This window comes from Pseudomonas sp. B329, from assembly GCF_023127835.1.
Classification (GTDB): Bacteria; Pseudomonadota; Gammaproteobacteria; order Pseudomonadales; family Pseudomonadaceae; genus Aquipseudomonas; species Aquipseudomonas synxantha_A.
Genome location: NZ_SPKP01000059.1, coordinates 82,603 through 108,146, shown reverse-complemented (window position 1 = coordinate 108,146; position 25,544 = coordinate 82,603). Strand labels below are relative to the sequence as shown.

Below are 25,544 nucleotides of genomic sequence, written 5' to 3'. Positions count from 1 at the left end.
GCCGGTTGAAGCCTGCGCCGCAGCATTTACGGGCACAACGGTCCTGCTTTACTACAACGTCAGTTACACGCCGCTGTGCAGCAGCATGTTACGGATGTGACCAATGGCCTTAGTCGGGTTCAGGCCTTTGGGGCATACGTTGACGCAGTTCATGATCCCGCGGCAGCGGAATACGCTGAACGGGTCATCCAGCGAAGCCAGACGCTCGGACGTCTTGGTGTCACGGCTGTCTGCCAGGAAGCGGTACGCTTGCAGCAGTGCAGCAGGACCCAGGAATTTGTCCGGGTTCCACCAGAAAGACGGGCACGACGTCGAGCAGCAAGCACACAGGATGCACTCGTACAGACCGTCAAGCTTCTCGCGCTCTTCCGGGGATTGCAGACGCTCGATGGCCGGAGCCGGCGTGTCATTCTGCAAGAACGGCTTAACTTTCTCGTATTGCTTGTAGAAGATGCTCATATCGACGACCAGGTCACGGATAACCGGCAAACCTGGCAGAGGACGAACGATCAGCTTGTTGCCTTTGACAACAGCAGACAGCGGCGTGATGCACGCCAGGCCATTCTTGCCGTTGATGTTCATGCCGTCGGAGCCGCAAACACCCTCACGGCAAGAGCGACGATAGGAGAAACCTTCGTCCTGCTCTTTGATCAGTGCCAGTACATCCAGCACCATCAGGTCTTTACCACCGGTATCGACCTGGAACTCCTGCATGAACGGCGCAGCGTCCTGATCAGGGTTGTAGCGATAAACACTGACTTTCAACATGGCAGCCACCCTTAGTAAGTCCGAATCTTCGGTTCAAACGTCGGCACCGTCTTCGGCGAGAAGTTCACGGCACGCTTGGTTACGCGCTTGTCACCCGGGAAGTACAGGGTGTGGCACAACCAGTTTTCGTCATCGCGATCTTCAAAGTCTTCACGAGCGTGAGCACCACGGGATTCTTTACGAACCTCGGCGGCGATCGCCGTCGCTTCAGCCACTTCCAGCAGGTTTTGCAGCTCAAGGGCTTCGATACGAGCGGTGTTGAACGCCTGGCTCTTATCGTTGATCTTGACGTTGGCGATACGCTTGCGCAGGTCAGCCAACTGGGCGATACCTTTCTGCATGTATTCGCCGGTACGGAACACACCGAAGTAGTTCTGCATGCAGTTTTGCAGCTCGCGACGCAGGGTTGCCACGTCTTCGCCATCTGTGCGCTCGTTCAGAGCGTTCAGGCGCGCCAGGGCCGCTTCGATGTTGGCGTCGGTGGCGTCATCGTATTCGATGCCGTCGGTCAGCGCCTTTTCCAGATGCAGGCCGGCCGCGCGACCGAACACTACCAGGTCGAGCAACGAGTTGCCGCCCAGGCGGTTGGCACCGTGAACCGATACACAAGCCACTTCACCTACCGCGAACAGACCATGGATGATCTCGTCCACGCCTTCGGCATTCTGGGTGATCGCCTGGCCGTGAATGTTGGTCGGTACGCCGCCCATCATATAGTGGCAGGTCGGAACAACCGGAACCGGAGCAACCACTGGATCAACGTGAGCAAAGGTCTTGGACAGTTCGCAGATACCTGGCAGGCGGCTGTGCAGCACTTCTTCACCGAGGTGATCGAGTTTGAGCAGTACGTGGTCACCATTCGGGCCACAACCGTTACCGGCGATGATCTCTTTAACCATCGAACGGGCCACGACGTCACGACCAGCCAGGTCTTTGGCGTTCGGAGCATAACGCTCCATGAAACGCTCGCCGTGCTTGTTGATCAGGTAACCACCTTCACCACGGCAACCTTCGGTTACCAGTACACCGGCGCCGGCGATACCGGTGGGGTGGAACTGCCACATTTCGATGTCTTGCACCGGTACACCAGCACGCAGTGCCATGCCGACGCCGTCACCGGTGTTGATCAGGGCATTGGTGGTCGAGGCGTAGATACGGCCTGCACCGCCAGTCGCCAGCACGGTAGCCTTGGCGCGGATGTAGGTGGTTTCACCGGTTTCGATGCAGATGGCGATCACGCCGACGAACTCGCCCTTGCCGTTCTTCACCAGATCAACAGCGTAGTACTCGTTCAGGAACGTGGTACCGGCTTTCAGGTTGCCCTGATAAAGGGTGTGCAACAGCGCGTGACCGGTACGGTCGGACGCAGCGCAAGTACGGGCAGCCTGCCCGCCTTTACCATAATCCTTCGACTGGCCGCCGAATGGACGCTGGTAGATACGACCTTGCTCGGTACGCGAGAACGGCAGACCCATGTGGTCCAGCTCGAACACTGCGGCCGGGCCTTCCTGACACATGTACTCGATAGCGTCCTGGTCACCGATGTAGTCGGAACCCTTGACGGTATCGTACATGTGCCAGCGCCAGTCATCGTTCGGGTCGGCGGAGGCGATGGCGCAGGTGATGCCACCCTGGGCCGATACGGTGTGGGAGCGCGTCGGGAACACCTTGGTGATCACGGCAGTCTTGTGACCACCCTGGGCCAGCTGCAGAGCAGCGCGCATGCCCGCACCGCCGCCACCAATAATGATGGCGTCGAATGAAATAGTTGGAATGTTAGCCATGAATCAGATACCCCAAAGAATCTGCACACCCCAGACGAAGTAAGCGAACATCGCGACGCCGCATACTGCCTGGAAGAGGAAACGTACTGCAGTCGCGGACTTGCCAAGCGCCATAGGCGTCAGGTAGTCGGTCGCGATGGTCCACATGCCAACCCAGGCGTGTGCGCCCAGGGCTACAAGGGCCAGCAGACTGAAGATTCGCATCGCATTGTGGGAAAACAGGCCGTGCCACTGCTCATAGCCGATGCCCGGGTTTGCGACGAGGTATCCGATCAGAAAAATGAAATAAGCCGCGAGAACGACCGCAGACACACGCTGTGCCATCCAGTCATAGAGGCCCGAACGCGACAGATTCGTTACGCTGGTTACCATATCCAAACTCCTGCCAGAACGATCAGCACCACGGAAATGGCGATGATGATTTTCGAGCCCAGGCGGCCGCCTTCCAGCGTCTCACCGATGCCCATGTCCATGATCAAGTGGCGCACACCGGCTACCAGGTGATACAGAAGAGAGGACAGGAGGCCCCATGCTACGAACTTGGCCAGCGGGCTGGTCAAGCATGCCTTCACCTCGGCGTAACCTTCCTCGGAACCCAGGGATTTGCTCAATGCATAAAGCATGATGCCCAAGCCCAGGAACAGGATGATGCCGGAAACACGGTGCAGGAACGACGTAACGCCGGTGATGGGGAGTTTGATGGTCCTTAGGTCTAGGTTTACAGGTCGTTGGCTATTCACGGCTTTTTTTCACACTGAAGAGCCCCTAACAATCAGGGCAAAGTTGTTGGGGAGTGCGACTGGTCAGGTAAGCACCACCCAGGGAGTGCGACCCCCAATGAAAGCAAGCCCAAAAGCCCTTGGCGGTCGGTGGCCGAGTATAGACAGTTAGGTTACTAATGACAACGCGCACACCTCACCCTAATAGCTGATTGCGCTGGCGGGATAAAAGGCGTAAATGGCAGGCAATTTCGACGAAAAAGTACGGTTAAAGCCTTCTGGCGCAAGACTTTAGGCAAATTGACATCTGGATTTATATCAATATAGTGGTGCGGGCCCTGCGTGGGGGGTCTGTCTGATGATTTGAAGCATAAATAGGAGGCCACATGGCTGACAAAAAAGCGCAGTTGATCATCGAGGGCGCAGCCCCCGTCGAGCTGCCCATTTTAACCGGCACCGTTGGTCCCGATGTTATCGACGTACGGGGCCTGACGGCCACGGGCCGTTTTACTTTCGACCCAGGCTTCATGTCGACCGCTTCCTGCGAGTCGAAGATCACCTATATCGATGGTGACAATGGCATTCTGCTTCATCGCGGCTACCCGATCGAACAACTGGCTGAAAAGTCGGACTACCTGGAAACCTGCTACCTGCTGCTAAATGGCGAATTGCCAACAGCCGAGCAAAAGGCCCAGTTCGTCAGCACCGTGAAGAACCACACCATGGTTCACGAGCAGTTGAAGACCTTCTTCAACGGCTTTCGTCGCGACGCCCACCCGATGGCCGTCATGTGCGGCGTGGTCGGTGCCCTGTCGGCCTTCTATCATGACTCCCTGGACATCAATAACGCCGAGCATCGCGAAATTTCCGCGATCCGCCTGGTTGCCAAGATGCCGACCCTGGCCGCAATGGTTTACAAGTACTCCATGGGCCAGCCCATGATGTACCCGCGCAACGATCTGACGTACGCGGAAAACTTCCTGCACATGATGTTCAACACCCCGTGCGAGATCAAACCGATCAGCCCGGTGCTGGCCAAGGCAATGGACCGGATCTTCATCCTCCACGCCGACCATGAACAAAACGCCTCCACTTCTACCGTCCGCCTGGCCGGCTCTTCGGGTGCCAACCCGTTTGCCTGTATCGCCGCCGGTATCGCCGCACTGTGGGGCCCTGCCCACGGCGGTGCGAACGAAGCCGTATTGACCATGCTCGATGAAATCGGCGATGTATCCAACATCGACACGTTCATCGCCAAGGCCAAGGACAAGAACGATCCATTCAAGCTGATGGGCTTCGGTCACCGGGTCTACAAGAACCGCGACCCTCGCGCGACCGTCATGAAGCAGACCTGCGACGAAGTGCTGAAGGAACTGGGCATCAAGAACGATCCGCAACTCGAACTGGCCATGCGCCTGGAAGAGATCGCCCTGACCGACCCGTACTTCATCGAGCGCTCGCTGTACCCGAACGTCGACTTCTACTCGGGGATCATCCTCAAGGCGATCGGCATTCCAACCAGCATGTTCACCGTGATCTTCGCCCTGGCGCGGACCGTGGGCTGGATTTCCCACTGGAAAGAAATGCTCTCCAGCCCGTACAAGATTGGCCGCCCACGCCAGCTGTACACCGGCTACGAGTCGCGTGACATTACCAAGCTGGAAGATCGCAAGTAAGCACTTAGCGGTTTGCTTGTAATGAGAACGGCCTCCCTTAGCGGAGGCCGTTTTTGTTTGTGTGGCCTGATCTACCGCCATCGCAGGCAAGCCAGCTCCCACAGTCGATCGGGTTCACACAGTCAACCTGTGGGAGCCGGGCTTGCCCGCGATGAGGCCAGCCCAGGCAACACAAAAGACCCAGGCAAAAAAATACCCCGGCCTTGCGACCGAGGTATCTCTTATGCATCTGACGACTTAGTGATTAACCGCCCCACTCGCCCCCAGGCCAGTCTGCGAACGCACAAACTGCGGGAAATACAGCGCACGCTCCTTCTCTGCCGCCGCCGATTTGTCGGTGATGGAGAAGAACCAGATGCCGATGAACGCAATGATCATCGAGAACAGCGCCGGATACTCGTACGGGAAGATGGCTTTTTCATGGTGCAGGATCGACACCCAGATGGTCGGGCCGAGGATCATCAGGCCCACGGCACTGATCAAGCCCAGCCAGCCGCCGATCATGGCGCCACGGGTGGTGAGGTTTTTCCAGTACATGGAAAGCAGCAACACCGGGAAGTTACAGCTGGCGGCAATCGAGAACGCCAGGCCGACCATGAACGCAATGTTCTGGCTTTCGAACAGGATACCCAAGCCAATCGCCAGCACCGCCAGGGCGATAGTGGTGATCTTCGATACGCGAATTTCATCCTTCTCGTTGGCCTTGCCTTTCTTGATCACGCTGGCATACAGGTCATGGGACACCGCTGAAGCGCCGGCCAGGGTCAAGCCGGCAACCACCGCAAGGATGGTGGCGAAGGCCACAGCCGAGATGAAGCCCAGGAAGATACTGCCGCCCACCGCGTTAGCCAGGTGCACCGCCGCCATGTTGTTACCGCCAAGCAAGGCGCCTGCTGCATCCTTGAACGCCGGATTGGTGCTGACCAGCAGAATCGCGCCAAAGCCGATGATGAACGTCAGGATGTAGAAGTAACCAATGAAGCCGGTCGCATACAGCACGCTTTTACGTGCTTCCTTGGCATCGCTCACCGTGAAGAAGCGCATCAGGATGTGCGGCAGGCCGGCGGTACCGAACATCAGGGCCAGGCCAAGGGAGAATGCCGAGATCGGGTCTTTCACCAGCCCACCCGGGCTCATGATCGCTTCACCTTTAGGGTGAACCTTGATCGCCTCGGCAAACAGCGTGTTGAAGTCGAAGTTGACGTGCTTCATCACCATCAGCGCCATGAACGAAGCACCGGAGAGCAGCAGCACTGCCTTGATGATCTGCACCCAGGTGGTCGCCAACATGCCGCCGAACAACACGTACAGGCACATCAGGATGCCGACCAGAATCACCGCCACATGGTAATCCAGACCAAACAGCAGCTGGATCAACTTGCCCGCGCCAACCATCTGCGCGATCAGGTAGAACGCCACCACCACCAGCGAGCCACAGGCCGACAGGCTGCGGATCTGAGTTTGCCCCAGGCGATAGGACGCCACGTCGGCAAAGGTGTACTTGCCCAGGTTACGCAGGCGCTCGGCGATCAGGAACAGAATGATCGGCCAGCCCACCAGAAAGCCGATCGAGTAGATCAGGCCATCGTAGCCGGAAGTGAACACCAGCGCGGAAATCCCCAGGAAGGACGCGGCCGACATGTAGTCACCGGCAATCGCCAAGCCATTCTGGAAACCGGTGATCTTGCCGCCTGCCGCATAGTAGTCAGCCGCCGACTTGTTGCGCTTGGACGCCCAATACGTGATGCACAGGGTGGCGCCGACAAACGCGACGAACATCACGATGGCCGAGACGTTCAGCGGTTGCTTGTGCACTTCACCGGTCAATGCGTCCGCCGCCCAGACGGCCGGAGCAAACAGCGAAGCGCCGAATATAGCCAATAGACGCCGGATCATTGCGCAGCCTCCTTGAGAATCGCATTGTTCAGGTCGTCAAATTCGCCGTTGGCCCGGCGTACGTAGATGCCAGTGAGAATGAAGGCAGACACAATCAGCCCGACGCCCAGGGGAATGCCCCAGGTAATCGAGGAACCGGGGCTGATCTTGGCCCCCAGTATTTGTGGCCCGTAGGCAATCAACAGGATGAAAGCGGAGTAAAGCCCTAGCATGATCGCCGAGAGAATCCAGGCGAACCTTTCCCTTTTCCTGACCAGCTCCTTGAAACGCGGGCTGTTTTGAATCGAGAGGTAAATGCTGTCGTTCATTGTTTTTATCCTCGCAGCACAGCTTTTTTATTATTTTGGAACATATCCACTGTATGCGGCTGCGGAAGAGGTTCCAGACGACCTTAGTAGTAGATCGAGTGTAGCGAGGGATGGCCAAAGCGCAGGAAGATTTGAGGCGGTGCGAAACCAATGTGGGAGGGGGCTTGCTCCCGATAGCGGTGTGCCAGTCAAAAAATCTGTGGCTGACCTACCGCTATCGGGAGCAAGCCCCCTCCCACAGGGGTGCATCAGTGGCTTTTATTTAGCGGTCCACTCGGCGACGCGCTCAGGGTGCTTGGCCACCCAATCCTTGGCCGCTGCGTCTGGCTTGGCGCCTTCCTGGATAGCGAGCATGACTTCACCGATTTCATCCTTGGAGGCCCACTGGAATTTTTTCAGGAAAGCTGCCACTTCCGGCGCTTTCTTTTCCAGGCCCTTGCTGCCGATGCTGTTGACGGTTTCAGCAGCACCATAAATCCCTTTTGGGTCGTCCAGGAAACGCAGTTTCCACTTGGCGAACATCCAATGGGGCACCCAACCGGTTACCGCAATGGATTCCTGCTTGTCTTCGGCACGTGTCAGTTCAGCGATCATCGCCGCGCCCGAGCTGGCTTGCAGTTTGTAGTCCAGGCCGTATTGCTTGATGGCGTCGTCGGTCTTGAGCATCACGCCTGAACCGGCGTCGATGCCGACGATCTTGTTTTTGAAGGTGGTGTCGGTCTTGAGGTCTTCGATGGATTTGGCCTTGACGTACTCCGGTACGATCAAGCCAATTTTTGCATCCTTGAAGTTGGGGCCGTAGTCGACCACCTTGTCCTTGTTCTTGGTCCAGTATTCACCATGGGTCACCGGCAGCCAGGCAGACAGCATGGCATCGAGCTTGCCGGTGGCGACGCCCTGCCACATGATCCCCGTGGCGACCGCTTGCAGTTTCACGTCATAACCGAGCTTTTGCTTGATCACTTCCGCCGCCACATGGGTCGTGGCAACGCTGTCTGACCAACCGTCCACGTAACCGATGCTCAGGGTTTTGCTGTCGGCACTGACCAGTGTGGAGCCCATCGCAACTACCAGCGTGGCAGCTGCGCCCAAGAGTCGTCGCATCTTCATATGTACTTCCCCGAAAGTGCTGCGCCCGACGGATGCCGAGCGACATCAACCTGTTGTTATGCGGTGCACCGCGCCCCCTTCACGCGCATCGATCCGGTTGCTGAGGCATCAGTGGAGTACTGACAGTTTTATCATCAACCTGCGTAGGCCTTTGCCCTGCTCTGTGGGCGACCTTGGTTGAGCAAGAAACGACATCACATCGCCAGCAGGACGTTTTGTAGGAGTTATCTTCAGAATCCCGCCCGAAGTTTGCATGTCAAAATTATGCAGCCGCACTGGCACGCGCCAAATCCGGGTAAGATGCGCGCCTTTGCTCCCCCAGATAAGCCGACCATGCCCGCGACTGCCCGCTTTCCTGCCCTGCCCTATTTTCTTGCCTTGATCCTTGGTGTGCTTGCCCTCGCCGGCTACTGGTATGGCCTCGGCCGGCCGGTAGTGCTGCCGGATGTAGCGAGCGCCAGCCACAAGTTGCAGTGTGCGTCCTACACGCCCTTCGACAAGGACCAGTCGCCGTTTGACCAGCCATTCAAGCTGCGTCCCGAACGCATGGATGCCGACCTGGCCTTGCTGGCCACACGCTTTGAATGCATCCGCACCTACTCCATGACCGGCCTGGAAGCCTTGCCGGACATGGCGCGCAAGCATGGTTTGAAGGTCATGGCCGGCGCCTGGGTCAGCAGTGATCCGGTGGCGACCCAGAAAGAAATCAACGAACTGATCGCGGCGGCCAACACCAATCCCGATATCGTCACTTCGGTGATCGTCGGCAACGAGGCGCTGCTGCGCAAGGAAGTCACGGCCAAGCAACTGGTGGCGCTTATCCATCAAGTCAAAAGCCAGATCAAGCAACCGGTCACCTATGCCGATGTGTGGGAGTTCTGGCTGCAACACCCGGAAATCGAGCCGGCGGTGGACTTCCTGACCATTCACCTGCTGCCGTACTGGGAAGATGAGCCGTCCGGCATCGACCAGGCGCTCAAGCATGTAGGCGACGTACGCCAAACCTTCGGCCACAAGTTCGCGCCCAAGGACATCGTGATCGGCGAGACCGGTTGGCCCAGCGAAGGCCGTCAGCGCGAGACTGCTGTGCCGAGCCGGGTGAATGAAGCCAGGTTCATGCGCGGCTTTGTCGCCATGGCCGAAGCCAATGGCTGGCGCTACAACCTGATCGAAGCGTTTGACCAGCCATGGAAACGTGCAAGTGAAGGCGCAGTGGGCGGTTATTGGGGGCTGTTCGATGCAGACCGCCAGGACAAGCGCATCCTCGCAGGTCCGGTGACCAATGTGCCGTACTGGCCGCTGTGGCTGGGCGTAGGCGCCGTGATTCTGCTCGGCACCCTGGCGCTCGGTGGCCGCGTTCGCAGCAAGCGCTCCGCGGTGCTCCTGCCACTGTTCGGTGCGGTGGCTGCCTGCTCCATCGGCACCTGGGCCGAACTGACCCGCGTCACTGCGCGTTTCAACGATGAATGGGTATGGGCAGGCTTGCTGGTGGTCTTGAACCTGTTGGTGCTGGCCCACGCCGCCCTGGCCCTCGGAGCCCGTGAGGGGTGGCGCGAGCGTGCATTCAACTGGCTGGAGCAACGCGCTGGCTGGCTGGTGGCGATTGCCGGGTTTGCGGGGGCGGTGATGATGCTGGCGCTGGTGTTTGACCCGCGTTACCGCAGCTTCCCGAGCGCGGCGCTGGTGCTGCCAGCCCTGGTGTACCTGGTGCGCCCGGTGACCGGGCCGCGTCGGGAGATTGCGCTGCTGGCCTTCATTATCGGTGCCGGCATTGCGCCGCAGTTGTACCGCGAAGGGCTGTTGAATCAGCAGGCCTGGGGTTGGGCTGTGGTCAGCGTGCTGATGGTTGCGGCTTTGTGGCGTTGCTTGCGAGTGCGCAAGGCTTAAGATCGCTATCGCAGGCAAGCCAGCTCCCACATTTGACCGTGCTCACAGATAGAAATGTGTGAACCCAATCAACTGTGGGAGCTGGCTTGCCTGCGATGAGGCCACATCAGGCGCAGCCAGGCTTCCTGACCAACCGCAATCCCGCAATCACCACCGCAAACACCGCAAACGTCGTGTTGTACAACGCCAGTGCCGGCAACCCGAACACCAACCCCACTACTGCCAACGCCCATCCCGCACGCCCCGGTACAAAAAAGCCCAACACCGAGGTGATCAACGCCGCCCAGCCCAGCACCTTGAAGTGAATCATCAACCCAAGGTTCGCACGCACCTGGCACTCCCAGCGGCTGGCCTCCTCTGCGCAGAGGCCGACCCACTGCCCATCCTCCATAAAGCCATAACGTGCGGCATAACTGGCAGCCAGCCATAACGGCAGAGCAACAAGCAGCAAAATCAACGGCAAGCGGCGGGACATGGGGCACTCCGATAGGCAAAAACGGCGCTCAGCTTAATCCCACCGCGGCCGTTAGCAAGGTGTTCGCGCAGATATCTGTTCAACAATGCATGGCAAAGTGTATCGTCTGGCTACTATTACCCCGATTCCGACGTTTTTTCCGACTTTTCGTGCCGCTGCCTGGCACTTCGGTGGCAACGCGGTGGTCATAGCCTGCGAATTTCATTCAGCACGTTTCCTCTTAGGGATTAAGTCATGCTCCGTTCCTTGCGCTGTGCTGCCTTGCTGGGCAGCCTATTTTTGAGTGCGTCAGCACTGGCCGTCGATATCGACCAGGCCAGCTATGGCTACCCTTTGACCAACCCGTTCGAAGCGACCATCGCCACCACGCCTCCCGACCTTCGGCCAACCTTGCCGACCGATGATGAGATCAACCAATCCGATTACACCCTGAATATGCGCCCCGAGCGTGAGTTCAGCTTGCCGGACAATTTCTGGCCGGTGAAGAAACTCACCTACCGCATTGCCAAGCAAGATCGCGCTGCGCCGTTGATCTTCCTGATCGCCGGCACCGGTGCGCGGTTCGACAGCAGCATCAACGAATACCTGAAGAAGCTGTATTACCAGGCCGGCTACCACGTGGTGCAGTTGTCATCGCCCACCAGCTTCGACTTCATCAGCGCTGCCTCGCGCTTCGCCACCCCGGGTATCACCCAGGAAGACGCCGAAGACATGTACCGCGTGATGCAAGCCGTGCGCGCGCAGAACGCCTCGCTGCCGGTCACCGACTTCTACCTCACCGGCTATAGCCTGGGGGCGCTGGATGCGGCGTTCGTCAGCAAGCTCGATGAGACGCGCCGCACCTTCAATTTCAAGAAAGTGCTGCTGCTCAACCCGCCGGTCAACCTCTACACCTCGATCACCAACCTCGACAAGCTGGTACAGACCGAGGTCAAGGGCATCAACAACACCACCACTTTCTATGAACTGGTGTTGAGCAAACTGACCCGCTACTTCCAGCAAAAAGGCTACATCGACCTCAACGATGCGCTGCTCTATGACTTCCAGCAGTCCAAGCAGCACCTGAGCAACGAACAGATGGCCATGTTGATCGGCACCTCGTTCCGCTTCTCGGCTGCCGACATTGCATTTACCTCGGACCTGATCAACCGCCGTGGCCTGATCATTCCGCCTAAATACCCGATCACCGAAGGCACCAGCCTCACGCCGTTCCTCAAGCGTGCCCTGCAATGCGACTTCGACTGCTACCTCACCGAGCAAGTGATCCCGATGTGGCGCGCCCGCTCCGACGGCGGCAGCCTGCTGCAACTGATCGATCAGGTCAGCCTGTACGCCCTCAAGGACTACCTGCGCGACAGCCCGAAAATCGCCGTAATGCATAACGCCGATGACGTGATCCTCGGCCCTGGCGATCTGGGTTTCCTGCGTAAAACCTTCGGCGATCGCTTGACCGTCTACCCGCTGGGCGGCCACTGCGGCAACCTCAATTACCGCGTCAACGCCGACGCCATGCTGGAGTTCTTCCGTGGCTAAATATCTTCTGCTGCTCGCCGCAATGTTGTGCGCAGGCGTGGCCAATGCCGACAACAGTAAGGCTCAAGAGCCCATCAAGGTCGATGCCGACGGCTTCAAGGAGCCGCTGACCAAGCTCAAGTTCAACCCGGGCCTGGACCAGCGTGAATTCGAGCGTTCCACGCTTACCGCGCTCAACGTCTACGACCCGCTGGAGTCGTGGAACCGCCGCGTTTACCACTTCAACTACCGCTTCGACCAATGGGTGTTCCTGCCGGTGGTCAATGGCTACCGCTACGTCACGCCGAGCTTCCTGCGCACCGGTGTGAGCAACTTCTTCAACAACCTGGGCGATGTGCCCAATCTGTTGAACAGCCTGTTGCAACTCAAGGGCCATCGCTCCCTGGAAACCACCGGGCGCCTGCTGGTCAACACCACCATCGGCGTCGCCGGCCTGTGGGACCCGGCAACGGCCATGGGCCTGCCACGCCAGAGTGAAGACTTCGGCCAGACCCTGGGCTTCTACGGCGTACCGGGCGGTGCCTATGTGGTGTTGCCGATCTTTGGCCCGTCGAACCTGCGTGATACCACCGGCTTGCTGGTGGACTACACGGCAGAATCGCAGATCAACTTCCTCAACGTGTCCGAAGTCAGCTCCAACCACCCGGAAGTCTGGGCCCTGCGCGCAGTGGACAAGCGCTACCAGACCAGCTTTCGCTATGGTCAGATGAACTCGCCGTTCGAGTATGAAAAGGTGCGGTATATCTACACGGAATCGCGCAAGTTGCAGATTGCCGAGTAATTCGCCCCCATGAAAAAGGCCATTCGATTGAATGGCCTTTTTTGTACGTGCTACGTCATGCCCTGAGTGCTTTCCAGCCCTTGCCCACGATGCTGACCGCCGCCAGCACCACAGCCCCGGCAATAATCCCCGCCACCGCATTCAGCAACGTCGGCATCAACCATGCCAGCGCCCCGGTGCTTTGGCTTACCGTTTCGATCCAGTGATGCACCACGGGCACGCCATGGGTGAGGATGCCGCCACCGACCATGAACATCGCCGCCGTGCCAATCACTGACAGGCTCTTCATCATGTAGGGGGCCGCACTCAGAATCGCGCCGCCAATACTGCGCGCCACCTGACCCGGCTTCTGCGTCAGCCACAGCCCCAGGTCGTCGAGCTTGACGATACCGGCCACCAATCCATATACGCCGATGGTCATGACAATGGCGATACCCGACAGCACGATCACTTGCTGCGTCAGTTGCGCATCGGCGACGATGCCGAGGGTGATGGCAATGATCTCGGCCGACAGAATGAAGTCGGTACGGATCGCGCCCTTTATCTTGTCTTTCTCGAACGCCACCAGATCGGTTGCCGGGTCGGCCACCGCTTCAGCCAACTGCGCGTGTTCGGCTTGATCTTCAGCCTTGCTGTGCAGGAATTTGTGGGCGAGTTTTTCGAAGCCCTCGAAACACAGGTAGGCGCCGCCGAGCATCAACAGTGGTATCACCGCCCACGGAGCGAAGGCGCTGATCAACAGGGCCGTCGGCACCAGGATCAACTTGTTGATAAACGAGCCCTTGGCCACCGCCCACACCACCGGGATTTCCCGCTCGGCGCGCACGCCGGAGACCTGCTGGGCGTTCAGTGCAAGGTCATCGCCCAGCACGCCCGATGTCTTCTTGGCGGCCATTTTTGTCATCAGCGCGACGTCATCGAGTACCGCCGCGATATCGTCGATCAATACCAATAAGCTGCTTCCTGCCATGAACCGGACTTCCGTTAGAGAGAGATGACGCGAGCATAGCCCGGCGCACGGCCTTGCGGCCAGATTGTTGAGGCCTGCTGATGGCCGGTGCTACCATGCGCAACCGCCTGTCATGGCAAGGAAACGTCTGGTTTATGAGCAGCATTCGCGAGCGCAACAAAGAAAAAATCCTGCGGGCGGCGAGCGAGGAGTTTGCCGACAAGGGCTTCGCCGCGACCAAAACCAGCGACATCGCCGCCAAGGCCGGGCTGCCCAAGCCCAACGTCTATTACTACTTCAAGTCCAAGGACAACCTCTACCGCGAGGTGCTCGAAAGCATTATCGAGCCGATCCTGGCCGCTTCCACGCCGTTCAACCCCGAAGGGGAGCCCAAGGAAGTATTGAGCAACTACATCCGCTCCAAAATTCGCATCTCCCGCGACCTGCCGTTCGCCTCCAAGGTGTTCGCCAGCGAAATCATGCACGGCGCCCCACACCTGAGCGCCGAGCAGGTTGAACAGCTCAATGCCCAGGCCAAGCACAATATCGATTGCATCCAGAACTGGGTGGATCGTGGGTTGATTGCGACTATCGACCCTAATCACCTGATGTTCAGCATCTGGGCGGCGACCCAGACCTATGCGGACTTTGACTGGCAGATCTCAGCCGTTACCGGCAAGGCCAAGTTGGATGAAGCCGATTATGAGGCGGCGGCGCAGACGATTATCCGGCTGGTGCTCAAGGGGTGTGAGCCGGATTGATAGACCGCGGCGAGGCTATCGCAGGCAAGCCAGCTCCCACACGGATTTGCGCCGAACACAAAATGTAAAGTGGTCACAATCCCCTGTGGGAGCGGGCTTGCCCGCGATAGCGCCCATCCAGACACATCCTGCTAAAAGCCTGCCGATCAGCCTTCGCCCCTCAGTCTGGCCTCTCAGAACACCATCTGAAGAGAGGCCAAGGAATGCCCGATCTCCCTGCTTCAAATCGCCTGCGCATCGGACGCTATAACGAATCCAACCGCATTTACCTGCTCACCACCAACACCCTTGAACGCGAGCCCATCTTCAGCGACTTCAAACTCGGCCGCCTGGTCGTACAACAATTCAGGATCGCTCAATATAAAGGGCTCGCAACATCATTGGCCTGGGTAGTGATGCCTGATCATTTCCATTGGCTTGTTTCTCTGGAGAAAGGTTCGCTTGCCGACTTGATGCGCCAAGTTAAATCCAAGAGCACCCGAGTGGTGAATGCGGTGGCGGGCCGCCAAGGTCGCCTCTGGCAGCCGGGCTTTCATGATCATGCCGTGCGTCGAGAGGAAAGCCTTGAGGGGATTGCACGTTACATCGTAGCCAATCCACTCAGGGCCGGGTTGGTAAAGAAATTTGGCGACTATCCGCTATGGGATGCCATTTGGGTTTGACTGTAGACCGAGTCGACTGCATCGCAGGCAAGCCAACTCCCACACTGAGTGGGCTCACACAGTTAGATCTGTGAACACCGTCAATGTGGGAGCTGGCTTGCCTGCGATAGCTTACTCACAGTCAGAACGACTCAAGCCGACACCCCCGCATCCGCCATCAACCCCACCCCCTCAATCGCCGTGATCGCACACTGCTCGTCAATATCCGACGTATCCCCGGTGATTCCAATCGCCCCCAACACCACCCCCGACTGATCCCGTATCAACACCCCGCCCGGCGCCGGCACCACACTGCCCTGCCCCAGGCTGTTCAACGCTGCGATAAACGCCGGCCGCTGCTGCGCATCCAGTGCCAGTAAACGTGAGCCCTTGCCCAAGGCAATCGCCCCCCAGGCCTTGCCGATGGCGATTTGCGGGCGCAGCAGGCTGGCGCCGTCTTCGCGCTGCAAGGTAATCAAGTGCCCCCCGCTATCGAGTACCGCGATGGTCAGCGGCGCTGCAGAAATCGTGCGGCCTGCGGCGATAGCATGGCCGGCCAACTGGGTGGCGAGTTTCAAGGTTAAAGCGCTCATGGTGCCGTCCTTCTTTTGTTATTGGAAAGCGGTGGAGTTCTGTTTGATCAGATGCTCGATCGAATAAATAGAACACAATGACATTTGTTTTTGTATACAATATTTTCAAACAAAGGCTCCATACGTCGAAAAAAGCCGTTCCGACGAACGCAAAGGCCGTTTCATAAAATGCATTGACCTGCGCCGTCCGCCGTGAATACACTTTGGACAGACACCACTTGTATACAATTACAAAACGCAAGAGGCACCAAAACCATGAGCAAAATGAGAGCAATCGAAGCCGCTGTCCTGGTGATGCGCCGTGAAGGTGTGGATACCGCCTTCGGTATCCCGGGCGCCGCGATCAACCCGCTGTATTCAGCCTTGCAGAAGGTGGGTGGCATCGATCACGTCCTTGCTCGCCACGTTGAAGGCGCCTCGCACATGGCCGAGGGCTATACCCGCACCAAGGCCGGCAATATCGGCGTGTGCATCGGCACTTCGGGCCCGGCGGGCACTGACATGGTCACCGGCCTGTACAGCGCCTCGGCCGACTCGATTCCGATCCTGTGCATCACCGGGCAAGCGCCACGTGCACGGATGCACAAGGAAGACTTCCAGGCCGTCGATATCACCAGCATCGTCAAGCCCGTGACCAAGTGGGCCACCACCGTGCTCGAACCCGGCCAGGTGCCCTACGCGTTCCAGAAGGCTTTCTATGAAATGCGTTCCGGGCGCCCAGGCCCGGTACTGATCGACTTGCCGTTCGACGTACAAATGGCCGAGATCGAATTCGACATCGACGCCTACCAGCCACTGCCCCTGGCCAAGCCCTTGGCCACCCGTATCCAGGTCGAGAAAGCCCTGGCGATGCTGGACCAGGCTGAACGCCCATTGCTGGTGAGCGGTGGTGGCGTGATCAACGCCGACGCCAGCGAGTTGCTGGTGGAGTTCGCTGAGTTGACCGGCATCCCGGTGATTCCGACCCTGATGGGCTGGGGCACCATTCCCGATGACCACCCGCTGATGGTAGGCATGGTCGGCCTGCAGACGTCCCACCGTTATGGCAACGCGACGATGCTCAAGTCGGACGTGGTGCTGGGTATCGGCAACCGCTGGGCCAACCGTCACACCGGCTCGGTGGAGGTGTACACCGAAGGGCGCAGATTCATTCACGTTGACATCGAGCCGACGCAGATTGGCCGCGTGTTCACCCCGGACCTGGGTATCGTCTCCGACGCCGGTTCCGCGCTGACGATGTTCATTGAAGTCGCCCGCGAATGGAAAGCCGCCGGCAAGCTCAAGGATCGCAGCGCCTGGTTGCATGACTGCCAGCAACGCAAAGCCACGCTGCACCGCAAGACGCACTTCGACAACGTGCCGGTCAAGCCGCAACGCGTGTACGAAGAGATGAACCAGGTGTTCGGCAAAGACACCTGCTACGTCAGCACCATCGGCCTGTCGCAGATTGCCGGCGCGCAATTTTTACATGTGTACAAGCCACGCCACTGGATCAACTGCGGCCAGGCGGGCCCGCTGGGCTGGACCATTCCGGCGGCACTCGGCGTGGTCAAGGCCGACCCGAGCCGCAAGGTGGTGGCGCTGTCAGGCGACTACGACTTCCAGTTCATGATCGAAGAACTGGCGGTGGGCGCGCAGTTCAAGCTGCCGTACATCCACGTGGTGGTGAACAACTCTTACCTGGGGCTGATCCGCCAGGCCCAGCGCGGCTTTGAAATGGACTACTGCGTGCAGCTGTCTTTCGACAACCTCAACGCCCCGGAACTCAACGGTTATGGCGTCGACCATGTGGCCGTCGCCGAGGGCCTGGGCTGCAAGGCGCTGCGTGTGTTCGAGCCGGGCCAGATCCAACCGGCCCTGCGCAAGGCTCAGGAAATGATCGAAGAATTCAAAGTGCCGGTGATCGTTGAGATTATTCTGGAGCGAGTGACCAATATTTCCATGGGCACCGAGATCAACGCCGTCAACGAATTCGAAGACCTGGCCCTGGTCGGCAACGATGCGCCGACTGCCATTTCCCTGCTCGATTAAGGAGAACCCTATGCCGCGCTTTGCCGCCAACCTGTCCATGCTGTTTACCGAACAGGACTTCCTTGCTCGCTTCAAGGCAGCCGCCGATGCCGGCTTCGAAGGTGTGGAATACCTGTTCCCGTACGAATTCAGCTCTGCCGATATCAAGGCACAGCTCGATGCCAACGGCCTGACCCAGGTGCTGTTCAACCTGCCGGCCGGTGATTGGGCCAAGGGCGAGCGCGGCCTGGCCTGCCACCCGGACCGGGTCGAGGAATTCCGCGCCGGGGTCAAACTGGCCATCGCCTATGCCCAGGTATTGGGCAACACCCAGGTCAACTGCCTGGCAGGTATCCGGCCACAAGGCGTCGATGACGAGACCGTGGAAAAAACCTTCGTCGCCAACCTCAAGTACGCCGCCGAGAAGCTGCAGGCGGCGGGTATCAAGCTGGTGATGGAGATGATCAACACCCGCGACATTCCGGGCTTCTACCTCAACAACACGGCGCAGGCTCTGTCGATTCGCGAGCAAGTGGGCAGCGCCAACCTGTTCCTGCAATACGACATCTACCACATGCAAATCATGGAAGGCGACCTGGCGCGGACCATGCAAACGCACCTGGGTGAGATCAACCATATCCAGCTGGCAGACAACCCGGGGCGCAACGAGCCAGGTACCGGTGAGATCAACTACCGCTTCCTGTTCGAGCATCTGGACCGCATTGGTTACGCAGGTTGGGTCGGCTGTGAGTACAAGCCGTTGACCACGACCGAGGCGGGTTTGGGTTGGCTCAAGACCCATAACGCCATCTGACAACTGACACAACATAAAACAATGTGGGAGCTGGCTTGCCTGCGATGCAAACACCTCGGTGTATCAGTCAGGTCCGGTTGATGCCATCGCAGGCAAGCCAGCTCCCACATTAAAAGAGGATTTTGATCATGGCTAAAATCGGATTTATCGGCACCGGCATCATGGGCCAACCCATGGCCGCCAACTTGCAGAAAGCCGGTCACCAACTGTTTCTCTCCGAGCACCACGGCAAAGCGCCCGCCGAGCTGCTTGCTGCCGGCGCCATCGCCTTGGCCAACCCGCAGCAGGTCGCCCAGGAATCGGAATTCATCATCGTCATGGTGCCCGACACCCCACAGGTCGAAGACGTGCTGTTGCGCGCCGATGGCGTGGCCGCCGGTCTGTCACCCAATAAAGTAGTGATCGACATGAGCTCGATCTCCCCCACCGCCACCAAGGCGTTCGCGGCGAAGATCAACGACACCGGCGCGCAGTACCTGGATGCACCGGTGTCTGGCGGTGAAGTCGGCGCCAAGGCCGGTACCTTGAGCATCATGGTCGGTGGTGAACCGCAGACGTTCGAACGCGCATTGCCGCTGTTCCAGGCCATGGGCAAGAACATCACCCTGGTGGGCGGTAACGGCGATGGCCAGACCGCCAAGGTCGCCAACCAGATCATCGTCGCGCTGAACATCCAGGCGGTGGCCGAAGCCTTGCTGTTTGCCTCGAAAAACGGTGCCGACCCGGCCAAGGTGCGTGAAGCGTTGATGGGTGGCTTTGCGTCGTCGAAGATTCTGGAAGTACATGGCGAACGCATGATCAAGGGCACCTTCGATCCGGGCTTCCGCATCAACCTGCATCAGAAAGACCTGAACCTGGCATTGGCCGGCGCCAAGGAACTTGGGATCAACCTGCCGAACACCGCCGGCACCCAGCAAGTGTTCAGCACCTGCACGGCGATTGGCGGCGGTAACTGGGACCACTCGGCACTGATCAAGGGCCTGGAGCACATGGCCAATTTCTCCATCCGCGACAAGTAACCTACCTTGGAATGCAATCCAGTGTAGGAGGGGGTTTGCTCCCGATAGCAATCGGTCATTCAACCACTATGTCGACTGATACACCGCTATCGGGAGCAAGCCCCCTCCCACATTTTGACCGCATTTCAAATCTGAAATGGCTGCACTCCTAACAACAAGAATCCCCCGGGAGCCCGCTTATGTCGGTCGATCCGCAACACCTGCTTCGCGAGCTGTTTGCCACAGCCATCGACGCCGCCCACCCCCGGCAAGTCCTTGAACCCTACCTGCCTGTTGACCGCAGTGGCCGAGTGATCGTGATCGGCGCCGGCAAGGCCGCGGCCGCCATGGCGCTGGTCGTCGAAGACTGCTGGCAGGGAGAGGTATCGGGCCTGGTGGTCACCCGCTACGGGCACGGTGCGCCGTGCAAAAAAATCGAGGTGGTCGAAGCGGCCCACCCGGTGCCGGATGCTGCCGGCCTGGCTGTGGCCCAGCGCGTACTGGCGCTGATCAGCAACCTGGGCGAAGAAGACCGTGTGATTTTCCTGCTGTCCGGCGGCGGTTCGGCGCTGCTGGCCTTGCCCGCCGAAGGCATCAGCCTGGCCGACAAGCAAAGCATCAATAAAGCCCTGCTCAAATCCGGTGCCACCATTGGCGAGATGAATTGCGTGCGCAAGCACCTCTCGGCGATCAAGGGCGGGCGACTGGCCAAGGCCGCTTGGCCGGCTACCGTGTACACCTACGCAATTTCCGATGTGCCGGGCGACCAGGCCACGGTGATCGCCTCGGGCCCAACCGTCGGTGACCCGAGCACTTCGCAACAAGCCCTGGCAATCCTCAAGCGCTATGGCATCGACGCTCCCGCCTCGGTGCGCAGTTGGTTGCAAAACCCCGCCTCGGAAACCGTCAAGCCTGGCGACCCGATACTTGCCCGCAGCCACTTCCAATTGATCGCCCGCCCCCAGCAATCCCTGGAAGCCGTGGCCGTGAAGGTCCGCCGGGCAGGGTTCAGCCCACTGATCCTCGGTGACCTGGAAGGTGAAGCGCGGGAGGTGGCCAAGGTGCATGCCGGCATCGCCCGGCAGATTGTGCAGCACGGCCAGCCCCTGGCAGCGCCGTGCGTGATCCTTTCGGGCGGCGAAACTACCGTCACCGTGCGCGGCAACGGCCGTGGCGGACGCAATGCCGAATTCCTGCTCAGCCTCACCGATAGCCTTAAGGGCATGCCCGGCGTTTACGCCCTGGCCGGCGACACCGACGGTATCGACGGCTCGGAAGATAATGCCGGCGCGATCATGACCCCCTGCAGCTACCGCCGTGCCGAAGCCCTCGGCCTGAGCGCCAGCGACGAGTTGGATAACAATAATGGCTACGGCTATTTCGCCGCCCTGGGCGACTTGATCGTCACCGAGCCGACCCGCACCAACGTCAACGATTTCCGCGCCATCCTGATCCTTGAGACTGCCAACCATGACGCCTGACAAGAAGGTCAAAATCCTCGCCACCCTGGGCCCGGCCACCGACGGTATCGATGACATTCGCGAGCTGGTGCAAGCCGGGGTGAATATCTTCCGCCTCAACTTCAGCCACGGTGAGCACGCCGACCATGCGCAGCGTTACCAGTGGATTCGCCAAGTGGAGCGCCAGCTGAATTACCCGCTGGGCATCCTCATGGACCTGCAAGGGCCGAAGCTGCGGGTCGGACGTTTTGCCGAAGGCAAGGTACAGTTGATTCGCGGCCAGGCCCTGCGCCTGGACCTCGACCCGACACCCGGCGACCAACGCCGCATCAACCTGCCCCACCCAGAGATCATCGCGGCCCTTGAACCGGGCATGGACTTGCTGCTCGACGACGGCAAGCTGCGCCTGCGGGTGATCACCAAACACGCCGATGCCATCGACACCACCGTGCTCAACGGCGGCGAGCTGTCCGACCGTAAAGGCGTAAACGTCCCACAAGCGCTATTGGAACTCAGCCCGCTCACCGCCAAGGACCGCCGCGACCTGAGCTTTGGCCTGGAGCTGGGCGTGGACTGGGTGGCGCTGTCCTTTGTGCAGCGCCCGGAAGATATCCGCGAGGCCCGCGAGCTGATTGGCGACAAGGCCTTCCTGATGGCCAAGATCGAGAAGCCCTCAGCCGTGCAGCGCCTGCAGGAAATCGCCGAGTTGAGCGATGCGATCATGGTGGCCAGAGGCGACCTGGGCGTGGAAGTGCCGGCCGAAAGCGTGCCGCAGATCCAGAAAGACATCATCAGCACCTGCCGCCAACTGGGCAAGCCGGTAGTGGTCGCCACGCAGATGCTCGAATCCATGCGCTTCTCCCCGGCGCCGACGCGTGCCGAAGTCACCGATGTCGCCAACGCCGTGGCTGAAGGCGCGGACGCGGTGATGCTGTCGGCCGAAACCGCGTCGGGCGAGTACCCGCTGGAAGCGGTACAGATGATGAGCAAGATCATCCGTCAGGTGGAAAATGGCCCGGATTACCAGGCGCAACTGGACGTCAGCCGGCCCAAGGCGGATGCCACGGTGTCGGACGCCATCAGCTGCGCGATCCGGCGCATCAGCAGCATCCTGCCGGTGGCGGTGCTGGTGAACTACAGCGAGTCGGGCAGTTCCAGCTTGCGCGCCGCAAGGGAGCGCCCGGTGGCGCCGATCCTCAACCTCACGCCGAACCTGTCCACGGCGCGACGCTTGAGCGTGGCGTGGGGCGTGCATTCGGTGGTCAATGATCGTTTGCGCCAGGTCGACGAGGTGTGTTCCACCGCGCTGGAAATTGCCCAGGCCCAGGGTATGGCGCAGCGTGGGGATACCTTGGTGATTACCGCAGGGGTGCCGTTCGGGCAGCCGGGGTCGACCAACTCGCTGCGTATCGAGACATTGCTCTAGCGCCTGTAGGGGCCTCATCGCAGGCAAGCCAGCTCCCACATTTGGATGTGTGAACACCGTCAAATGTGGGAGCTGGCTTGCCTGCGATGGGGACAACTCGGTCTCATTGAATACCTATCATGCACAACCACACCTGCCCCGACTGGGCCGAAGCCCTGCTCAACGGCTTCAGCCAGATTTTCCTGCAGCGCCACCCGCTGTGCGGCCTGCTGTGCCTGCTGGCGATCCTGATCGGCGCCCCGGACTTGCTGGGCGGTGCGTTGCTGGGCGGTGTCGCGGGGTTGCTCACCGCCCAGCGCCGTGGGTATCCCAAAGCTGAGCGTCAGGCCGGGCTGTATAGCTACAACGGCGTACTGCTGGGCTTGTTGATCAGCCAGCACTTTGCCTGGTCGGCGCTGGTGCCGCCGCTGATCCTGGCGGGCGGCGGCTTGAGCGCTATCCTCACCCGGCAATGGTTGAAACACGCCAGCCGGCCCCACAATTTGCCCGCCTACACTGCCCCCTTTGTTGGCCTCGGCTGGCTGCTGCTCGGCCATGTACCTCAAACTACGCTTGCGCCGGCCCAGGCCGACATGTTCGCGGTACTCACGGCGCCCTTTTCCGGTCTTGGGCAAATCATGCTGCTGGAGCAGCCCCTGGCGGGTCTTTTAATCGCCCTGGGTTTGCTGCTGGCTGACCGCCGTGCCGCCGCATGGGCCATGATCGGCGCCAGCCTCGGTGTGCTGGCCGGCCTGTGGTTGAATGAGCCTTCCGGTGCCCTGCTCGGTCTGCACAGCTATAACCCGGCATTGGCGGCCCTGGCCCTGAGCCCGTTACGTCACCAGCCCTGGTTACCGCTGCTGGGCATCGGCCTGGCCATCCTGCTCACGCCGGGCTTCACCGCCCTGCACCTGCCCGCACTGACTGCACCGTTTATCCTCGCCTGCTGGCTGGTGCGCGCCGGTCACCGGTTGCTTCACAAACCCCGCATGGACAGCCCGTTCGAATCCCCCTAGGCTTGCTCGATATTCGCTTCAGGCAGGATTTATGGACAGCAACAACGACTGGCGCCAGCGGCTCTACATCATGGTGTTTCAAAGCGATACCGTCGCCGGGCGGCGCTTTGACGGCATCCTGCTGCTGATCATCCTCGCCAGCCTGGTGATCGTGATGCTCGACAGCATCGACCAGATCCACCAGAACTACGCGGACGTACTGGCCTATATCGAATGGGGCTTCACGCTGATCTTCGCCATCGAGTACGGCCTGCGCCTGTATTGTTCGCCCAAGCCGCTGCGCTATGCCTTCAGCTTTTATGGCCTGGTGGACCTGCTGGCCATCGTCCCCGGCATCCTTGCCCTGTACTACAGCGATGCGCAGTACCTGCTGATCATCCGCATCATCCGGATGCTGCGAATCTTCCGCGTGCTCAAGCTCAGCCCGTACCTCAAGCAAGCCAATTATTTGATGGCGGCGCTGCGCGGCAGCAAGCAGAAGATCGTGGTGTTCCTGGTCAGCGTGTGCACGCTGGTGACGGTGTTCGGTACCTTGATGTACGTGATCGAAGGCCCGGAACACGGGTTTACCAGCATTCCCAAGGGCATCTACTGGGCCATCGTGACCCTGACCACCGTGGGCTTCGGCGATATCGTGCCCAAGACACCGCTGGGCCAGGTGATTTCATCGCTGGTCATGATCACCGGTTATTCGATCATTGCCGTACCCACGGGCATTTTTACCGCCGAGCTGGCCAGTGCCATGCGTGGTGAACAGCTGCGTACCGAGTGCCCGGCGTGCAAGAAAGACAGCCACGAACCCAACGCCGCGTTTTGCTCGCGCTGTGGCAGCAATCTTTTCCATAAACTGGAATAAGCAAAGTTCGTTTTAATCTTTAAAGGTCTATGCAGGCCCGGCTATAGTCGCTGGCAAATTGCCTCCCCTCTTCTCGAACAACAAGGAATGAGCAGTGAAAAAAATCCTCAGCGCCTCTCTTCTGGCCGCCGGCCTGGCCCTGGCGGGCTCTGCCCAGGCAGCGACCACCCTGCTCAACGTCTCCTACGACGTGATGCGCGACTTCTACAAGGACTACAACGCCGCATTTCAGAAGCATTGGGAAGCCGAGCACCCGAACGACAAGTTGACGCTGCAGATGTCCTTCGGCGGCTCCAGCAAACAGGCGCGCTCGGTCATCGACGGCCTGCCGGCTGATGTGATCACCATGAACATGGCCACCGACATCAATGCCCTGGCCGACAATGGCAAGCTGGTGCCGGACAACTGGGTCACGCGCCTGCCGAACAACAGTGCACCCTTTACCTCTGCGACCGTATTCATCGTGCGCAAAGGCAACCCCAAAACCCTGAAAGATTGGCCGGACCTGCTCAAGGACGGCGTGCAGGTGATCGTGCCCAACCCGAAAACCTCGGGTAACGGCCGCTACACCTACCTGTCGGCCTGGGGTTATGTGCTCAAGAACGGCGGCGACGAAGAGAAGGCCAAGGCCTTCGTCGGCAAACTGTTCAAACAAGCGCCCGTGCTGGACACCGGTGGGCGTGCCGCGACCACCACGTTCATGACCAACCAGATCGGCGACGTGCTGGTGACCTTTGAGAACGAAGCAGAAATGATCGCCCGTGAGTTTGGCCGCGATCAGTTCGAAGTGATCTATCCAAGCGTTTCCGCCGAAGCCGAGCCGCCCGTTTCGGTGGTCGACAAAGTGGTCGAAAAGAAAGGCACCCGTACTGCCGCTGAAGACTACCTGAAGTACCTGTGGTCGCCAGAGGGTCAGGAAATTGCGGCCAACAACTACCTGCGCCCACGGGATCCGAAGGTGTTGGCCAAATACACCGACCGCTTCCCGAAGGTGGACTTCCTGTCGGTGGAGAAAACCTTTGGTGACTGGCGCACGGTGCAGAAGACCCACTTCAACGATGGTGGGGTGTTTGACCAGATCTACTCCGGCCAGTGAATGATCTT

At 59.6% G+C, this 25,544-nt stretch carries 24 protein-coding genes; 14 read left to right on the top strand and 10 right to left on the bottom strand.

Going from position 1 to position 25,544, the window contains the following annotated elements:
* Positions 1-63: 63 nt before the first annotated feature.
* From E4P00_RS26555 to sdhC, 4 genes are read right to left on the bottom strand one after another with little or no spacing between them, the layout of a single operon-like run.
* Positions 64-768 carry a succinate dehydrogenase iron-sulfur subunit gene (locus E4P00_RS26555; protein ID WP_005786573.1) on the bottom strand — a complete coding sequence of 235 codons (705 nt, stop codon included), beginning with the start codon at positions 766-768 and terminating at the stop codon, positions 64-66.
* Positions 769-779: 11 nt separating this feature from the next.
* Positions 780-2,552 carry a succinate dehydrogenase flavoprotein subunit gene (sdhA, locus tag E4P00_RS26550; RefSeq protein ID WP_005786572.1) on the bottom strand — a complete coding sequence of 591 codons (1,773 nt, stop codon included), beginning with the start codon at positions 2,550-2,552 and terminating at the stop codon, positions 780-782.
* Positions 2,553-2,555: 3 nt separating this feature from the next.
* The gene (gene sdhD / locus E4P00_RS26545) at positions 2,556-2,924 is read right to left on the bottom strand and encodes a succinate dehydrogenase, hydrophobic membrane anchor protein (RefSeq protein WP_003172805.1); all 369 of its coding nucleotides are present in this window, start codon (positions 2,922-2,924) and stop codon (positions 2,556-2,558) included.
* Positions 2,918-3,292 carry a succinate dehydrogenase, cytochrome b556 subunit gene (sdhC, locus tag E4P00_RS26540; RefSeq protein WP_003190005.1) on the bottom strand — a complete coding sequence of 125 codons (375 nt, stop codon included), beginning with the start codon at positions 3,290-3,292 and terminating at the stop codon, positions 2,918-2,920. Before sdhC ends, sdhD begins: the two co-directional genes overlap by 7 nt.
* A gap of 365 nt (positions 3,293-3,657) precedes the next feature.
* Between sdhC and gltA the strand changes: the two genes are divergently transcribed.
* Positions 3,658-4,947, top strand: coding sequence for a citrate synthase (gene gltA, locus E4P00_RS26535; RefSeq protein ID WP_005786568.1), 1,290 nt, complete (start codon positions 3,658-3,660; stop codon positions 4,945-4,947).
* A gap of 237 nt (positions 4,948-5,184) precedes the next feature.
* On the opposite strand, the gene E4P00_RS26530 is transcribed toward gltA, so the two are convergent.
* From E4P00_RS26530 to E4P00_RS26520, 3 genes are all read right to left on the bottom strand, one after another.
* A complete protein-coding gene (locus E4P00_RS26530) occupies positions 5,185-6,843 on the bottom strand; it encodes a cation acetate symporter (protein ID WP_005786566.1) in 1,659 nt (552 codons plus the stop codon).
* Positions 6,840-7,151 (bottom strand): DUF485 domain-containing protein, encoded by a 312-nt coding sequence (locus E4P00_RS26525; RefSeq protein ID WP_005786564.1) that lies wholly within the window; start codon positions 7,149-7,151, stop codon positions 6,840-6,842. Before E4P00_RS26525 ends, E4P00_RS26530 begins: the two co-directional genes overlap by 4 nt.
* Positions 7,152-7,409: 258 nt before the next feature.
* Complete coding sequence (locus E4P00_RS26520) at positions 7,410-8,261, bottom strand: glycine betaine ABC transporter substrate-binding protein (RefSeq protein ID WP_032877092.1); 852 nt, start codon at positions 8,259-8,261, stop codon at positions 7,410-7,412.
* 333 nt (positions 8,262-8,594) lie between these two features.
* Between E4P00_RS26520 and E4P00_RS26515 the strand changes: the two genes are divergently transcribed.
* Positions 8,595-10,148 carry a glycosyl hydrolase family 17 protein gene (locus E4P00_RS26515; RefSeq protein ID WP_248133346.1) on the top strand — a complete coding sequence of 518 codons (1,554 nt, stop codon included), beginning with the start codon at positions 8,595-8,597 and terminating at the stop codon, positions 10,146-10,148.
* 106 nt (positions 10,149-10,254) lie between these two features.
* Here E4P00_RS26515 and E4P00_RS26510 read toward each other — a convergent pair whose 3' ends face one another.
* Positions 10,255-10,623, bottom strand: coding sequence for a hypothetical protein (locus E4P00_RS26510; protein WP_148852278.1), 369 nt, complete (start codon positions 10,621-10,623; stop codon positions 10,255-10,257).
* Positions 10,624-10,857: 234 nt separating this feature from the next.
* On the opposite strand from E4P00_RS26510, the gene E4P00_RS26505 reads away from it, so the two are divergent.
* Both E4P00_RS26505 and E4P00_RS26500 read left to right on the top strand, forming a co-directional pair.
* Positions 10,858-12,156 carry a serine/threonine protein kinase gene (locus E4P00_RS26505; RefSeq protein WP_122733748.1) on the top strand — a complete coding sequence of 433 codons (1,299 nt, stop codon included), beginning with the start codon at positions 10,858-10,860 and terminating at the stop codon, positions 12,154-12,156.
* Positions 12,149-12,937 carry a VacJ family lipoprotein gene (locus E4P00_RS26500; RefSeq protein WP_103735077.1) on the top strand — a complete coding sequence of 263 codons (789 nt, stop codon included), beginning with the start codon at positions 12,149-12,151 and terminating at the stop codon, positions 12,935-12,937. The genes E4P00_RS26505 and E4P00_RS26500 overlap by 8 nt, the downstream gene beginning before the upstream one ends.
* 55 nt (positions 12,938-12,992) lie before the next feature.
* On the opposite strand, the gene E4P00_RS26495 is transcribed toward E4P00_RS26500, so the two are convergent.
* Positions 12,993-13,907 carry a DUF808 domain-containing protein gene (locus E4P00_RS26495; RefSeq protein WP_078820720.1) on the bottom strand — a complete coding sequence of 305 codons (915 nt, stop codon included), beginning with the start codon at positions 13,905-13,907 and terminating at the stop codon, positions 12,993-12,995.
* Positions 13,908-14,041: 134 nt separating this feature from the next.
* Between E4P00_RS26495 and E4P00_RS26490 the strand changes: the two genes are divergently transcribed.
* Both E4P00_RS26490 and E4P00_RS26485 read left to right on the top strand, forming a co-directional pair.
* A complete protein-coding gene (locus E4P00_RS26490; RefSeq protein WP_148852281.1) occupies positions 14,042-14,647 on the top strand; it encodes a TetR/AcrR family transcriptional regulator in 606 nt (201 codons plus the stop codon).
* A 203-nt stretch (positions 14,648-14,850) separates the two neighbouring features.
* Complete coding sequence (locus tag E4P00_RS26485) at positions 14,851-15,309, top strand: transposase (RefSeq protein WP_032877097.1); 459 nt, start codon at positions 14,851-14,853, stop codon at positions 15,307-15,309.
* 131 nt (positions 15,310-15,440) lie between these two features.
* On the opposite strand, the gene E4P00_RS26480 is transcribed toward E4P00_RS26485, so the two are convergent.
* Positions 15,441-15,881: a heme-binding protein gene (locus tag E4P00_RS26480; protein ID WP_032877098.1), complete on the bottom strand. Its 441-nt coding sequence runs from the start codon at positions 15,879-15,881 to the stop codon at positions 15,441-15,443.
* A gap of 255 nt (positions 15,882-16,136) precedes the next feature.
* Here E4P00_RS26480 and gcl point away from each other — a divergent pair, with 255 nt between their 5' ends.
* The 8 genes from gcl to E4P00_RS26440 all read left to right on the top strand — a co-directional run bounded on the left by gcl (position 16,137) and on the right by E4P00_RS26440 (position 25,536).
* Positions 16,137-17,912 carry a glyoxylate carboligase gene (gcl, locus tag E4P00_RS26475; RefSeq protein WP_032877099.1) on the top strand — a complete coding sequence of 592 codons (1,776 nt, stop codon included), beginning with the start codon at positions 16,137-16,139 and terminating at the stop codon, positions 17,910-17,912.
* Between the two features lie 10 nt (positions 17,913-17,922).
* Positions 17,923-18,705 carry a hydroxypyruvate isomerase gene (gene hyi / locus E4P00_RS26470; RefSeq protein WP_032877100.1) on the top strand — a complete coding sequence of 261 codons (783 nt, stop codon included), beginning with the start codon at positions 17,923-17,925 and terminating at the stop codon, positions 18,703-18,705.
* 128 nt (positions 18,706-18,833) lie between these two features.
* Positions 18,834-19,724 (top strand): 2-hydroxy-3-oxopropionate reductase, encoded by an 891-nt coding sequence (locus E4P00_RS26465; RefSeq protein ID WP_078820719.1) that lies wholly within the window; start codon positions 18,834-18,836, stop codon positions 19,722-19,724.
* Positions 19,725-19,903: 179 nt separating this feature from the next.
* Positions 19,904-21,184, top strand: a complete 1,281-nt coding sequence (locus E4P00_RS26460; RefSeq protein ID WP_078820718.1) for a glycerate kinase — start codon at positions 19,904-19,906, stop codon at positions 21,182-21,184.
* Complete coding sequence (gene pyk / locus E4P00_RS26455) at positions 21,174-22,589, top strand: pyruvate kinase (RefSeq protein ID WP_032877103.1); 1,416 nt, start codon at positions 21,174-21,176, stop codon at positions 22,587-22,589. Before E4P00_RS26460 ends, pyk begins: the two co-directional genes overlap by 11 nt.
* A gap of 119 nt (positions 22,590-22,708) precedes the next feature.
* Positions 22,709-23,584, top strand: coding sequence for an urea transporter (locus tag E4P00_RS26450; RefSeq protein WP_248133345.1), 876 nt, complete (start codon positions 22,709-22,711; stop codon positions 23,582-23,584).
* A 31-nt stretch (positions 23,585-23,615) separates the two neighbouring features.
* Positions 23,616-24,440, top strand: a complete 825-nt coding sequence (locus E4P00_RS26445; protein WP_005786531.1) for an ion transporter — start codon at positions 23,616-23,618, stop codon at positions 24,438-24,440.
* Positions 24,441-24,534: 94 nt separating this feature from the next.
* The gene (locus tag E4P00_RS26440; RefSeq protein ID WP_248133344.1) at positions 24,535-25,536 is read left to right on the top strand and encodes a sulfate ABC transporter substrate-binding protein; all 1,002 of its coding nucleotides are present in this window, start codon (positions 24,535-24,537) and stop codon (positions 25,534-25,536) included.
* The last annotated feature ends 8 nt before the right edge of the window (positions 25,537-25,544 follow it).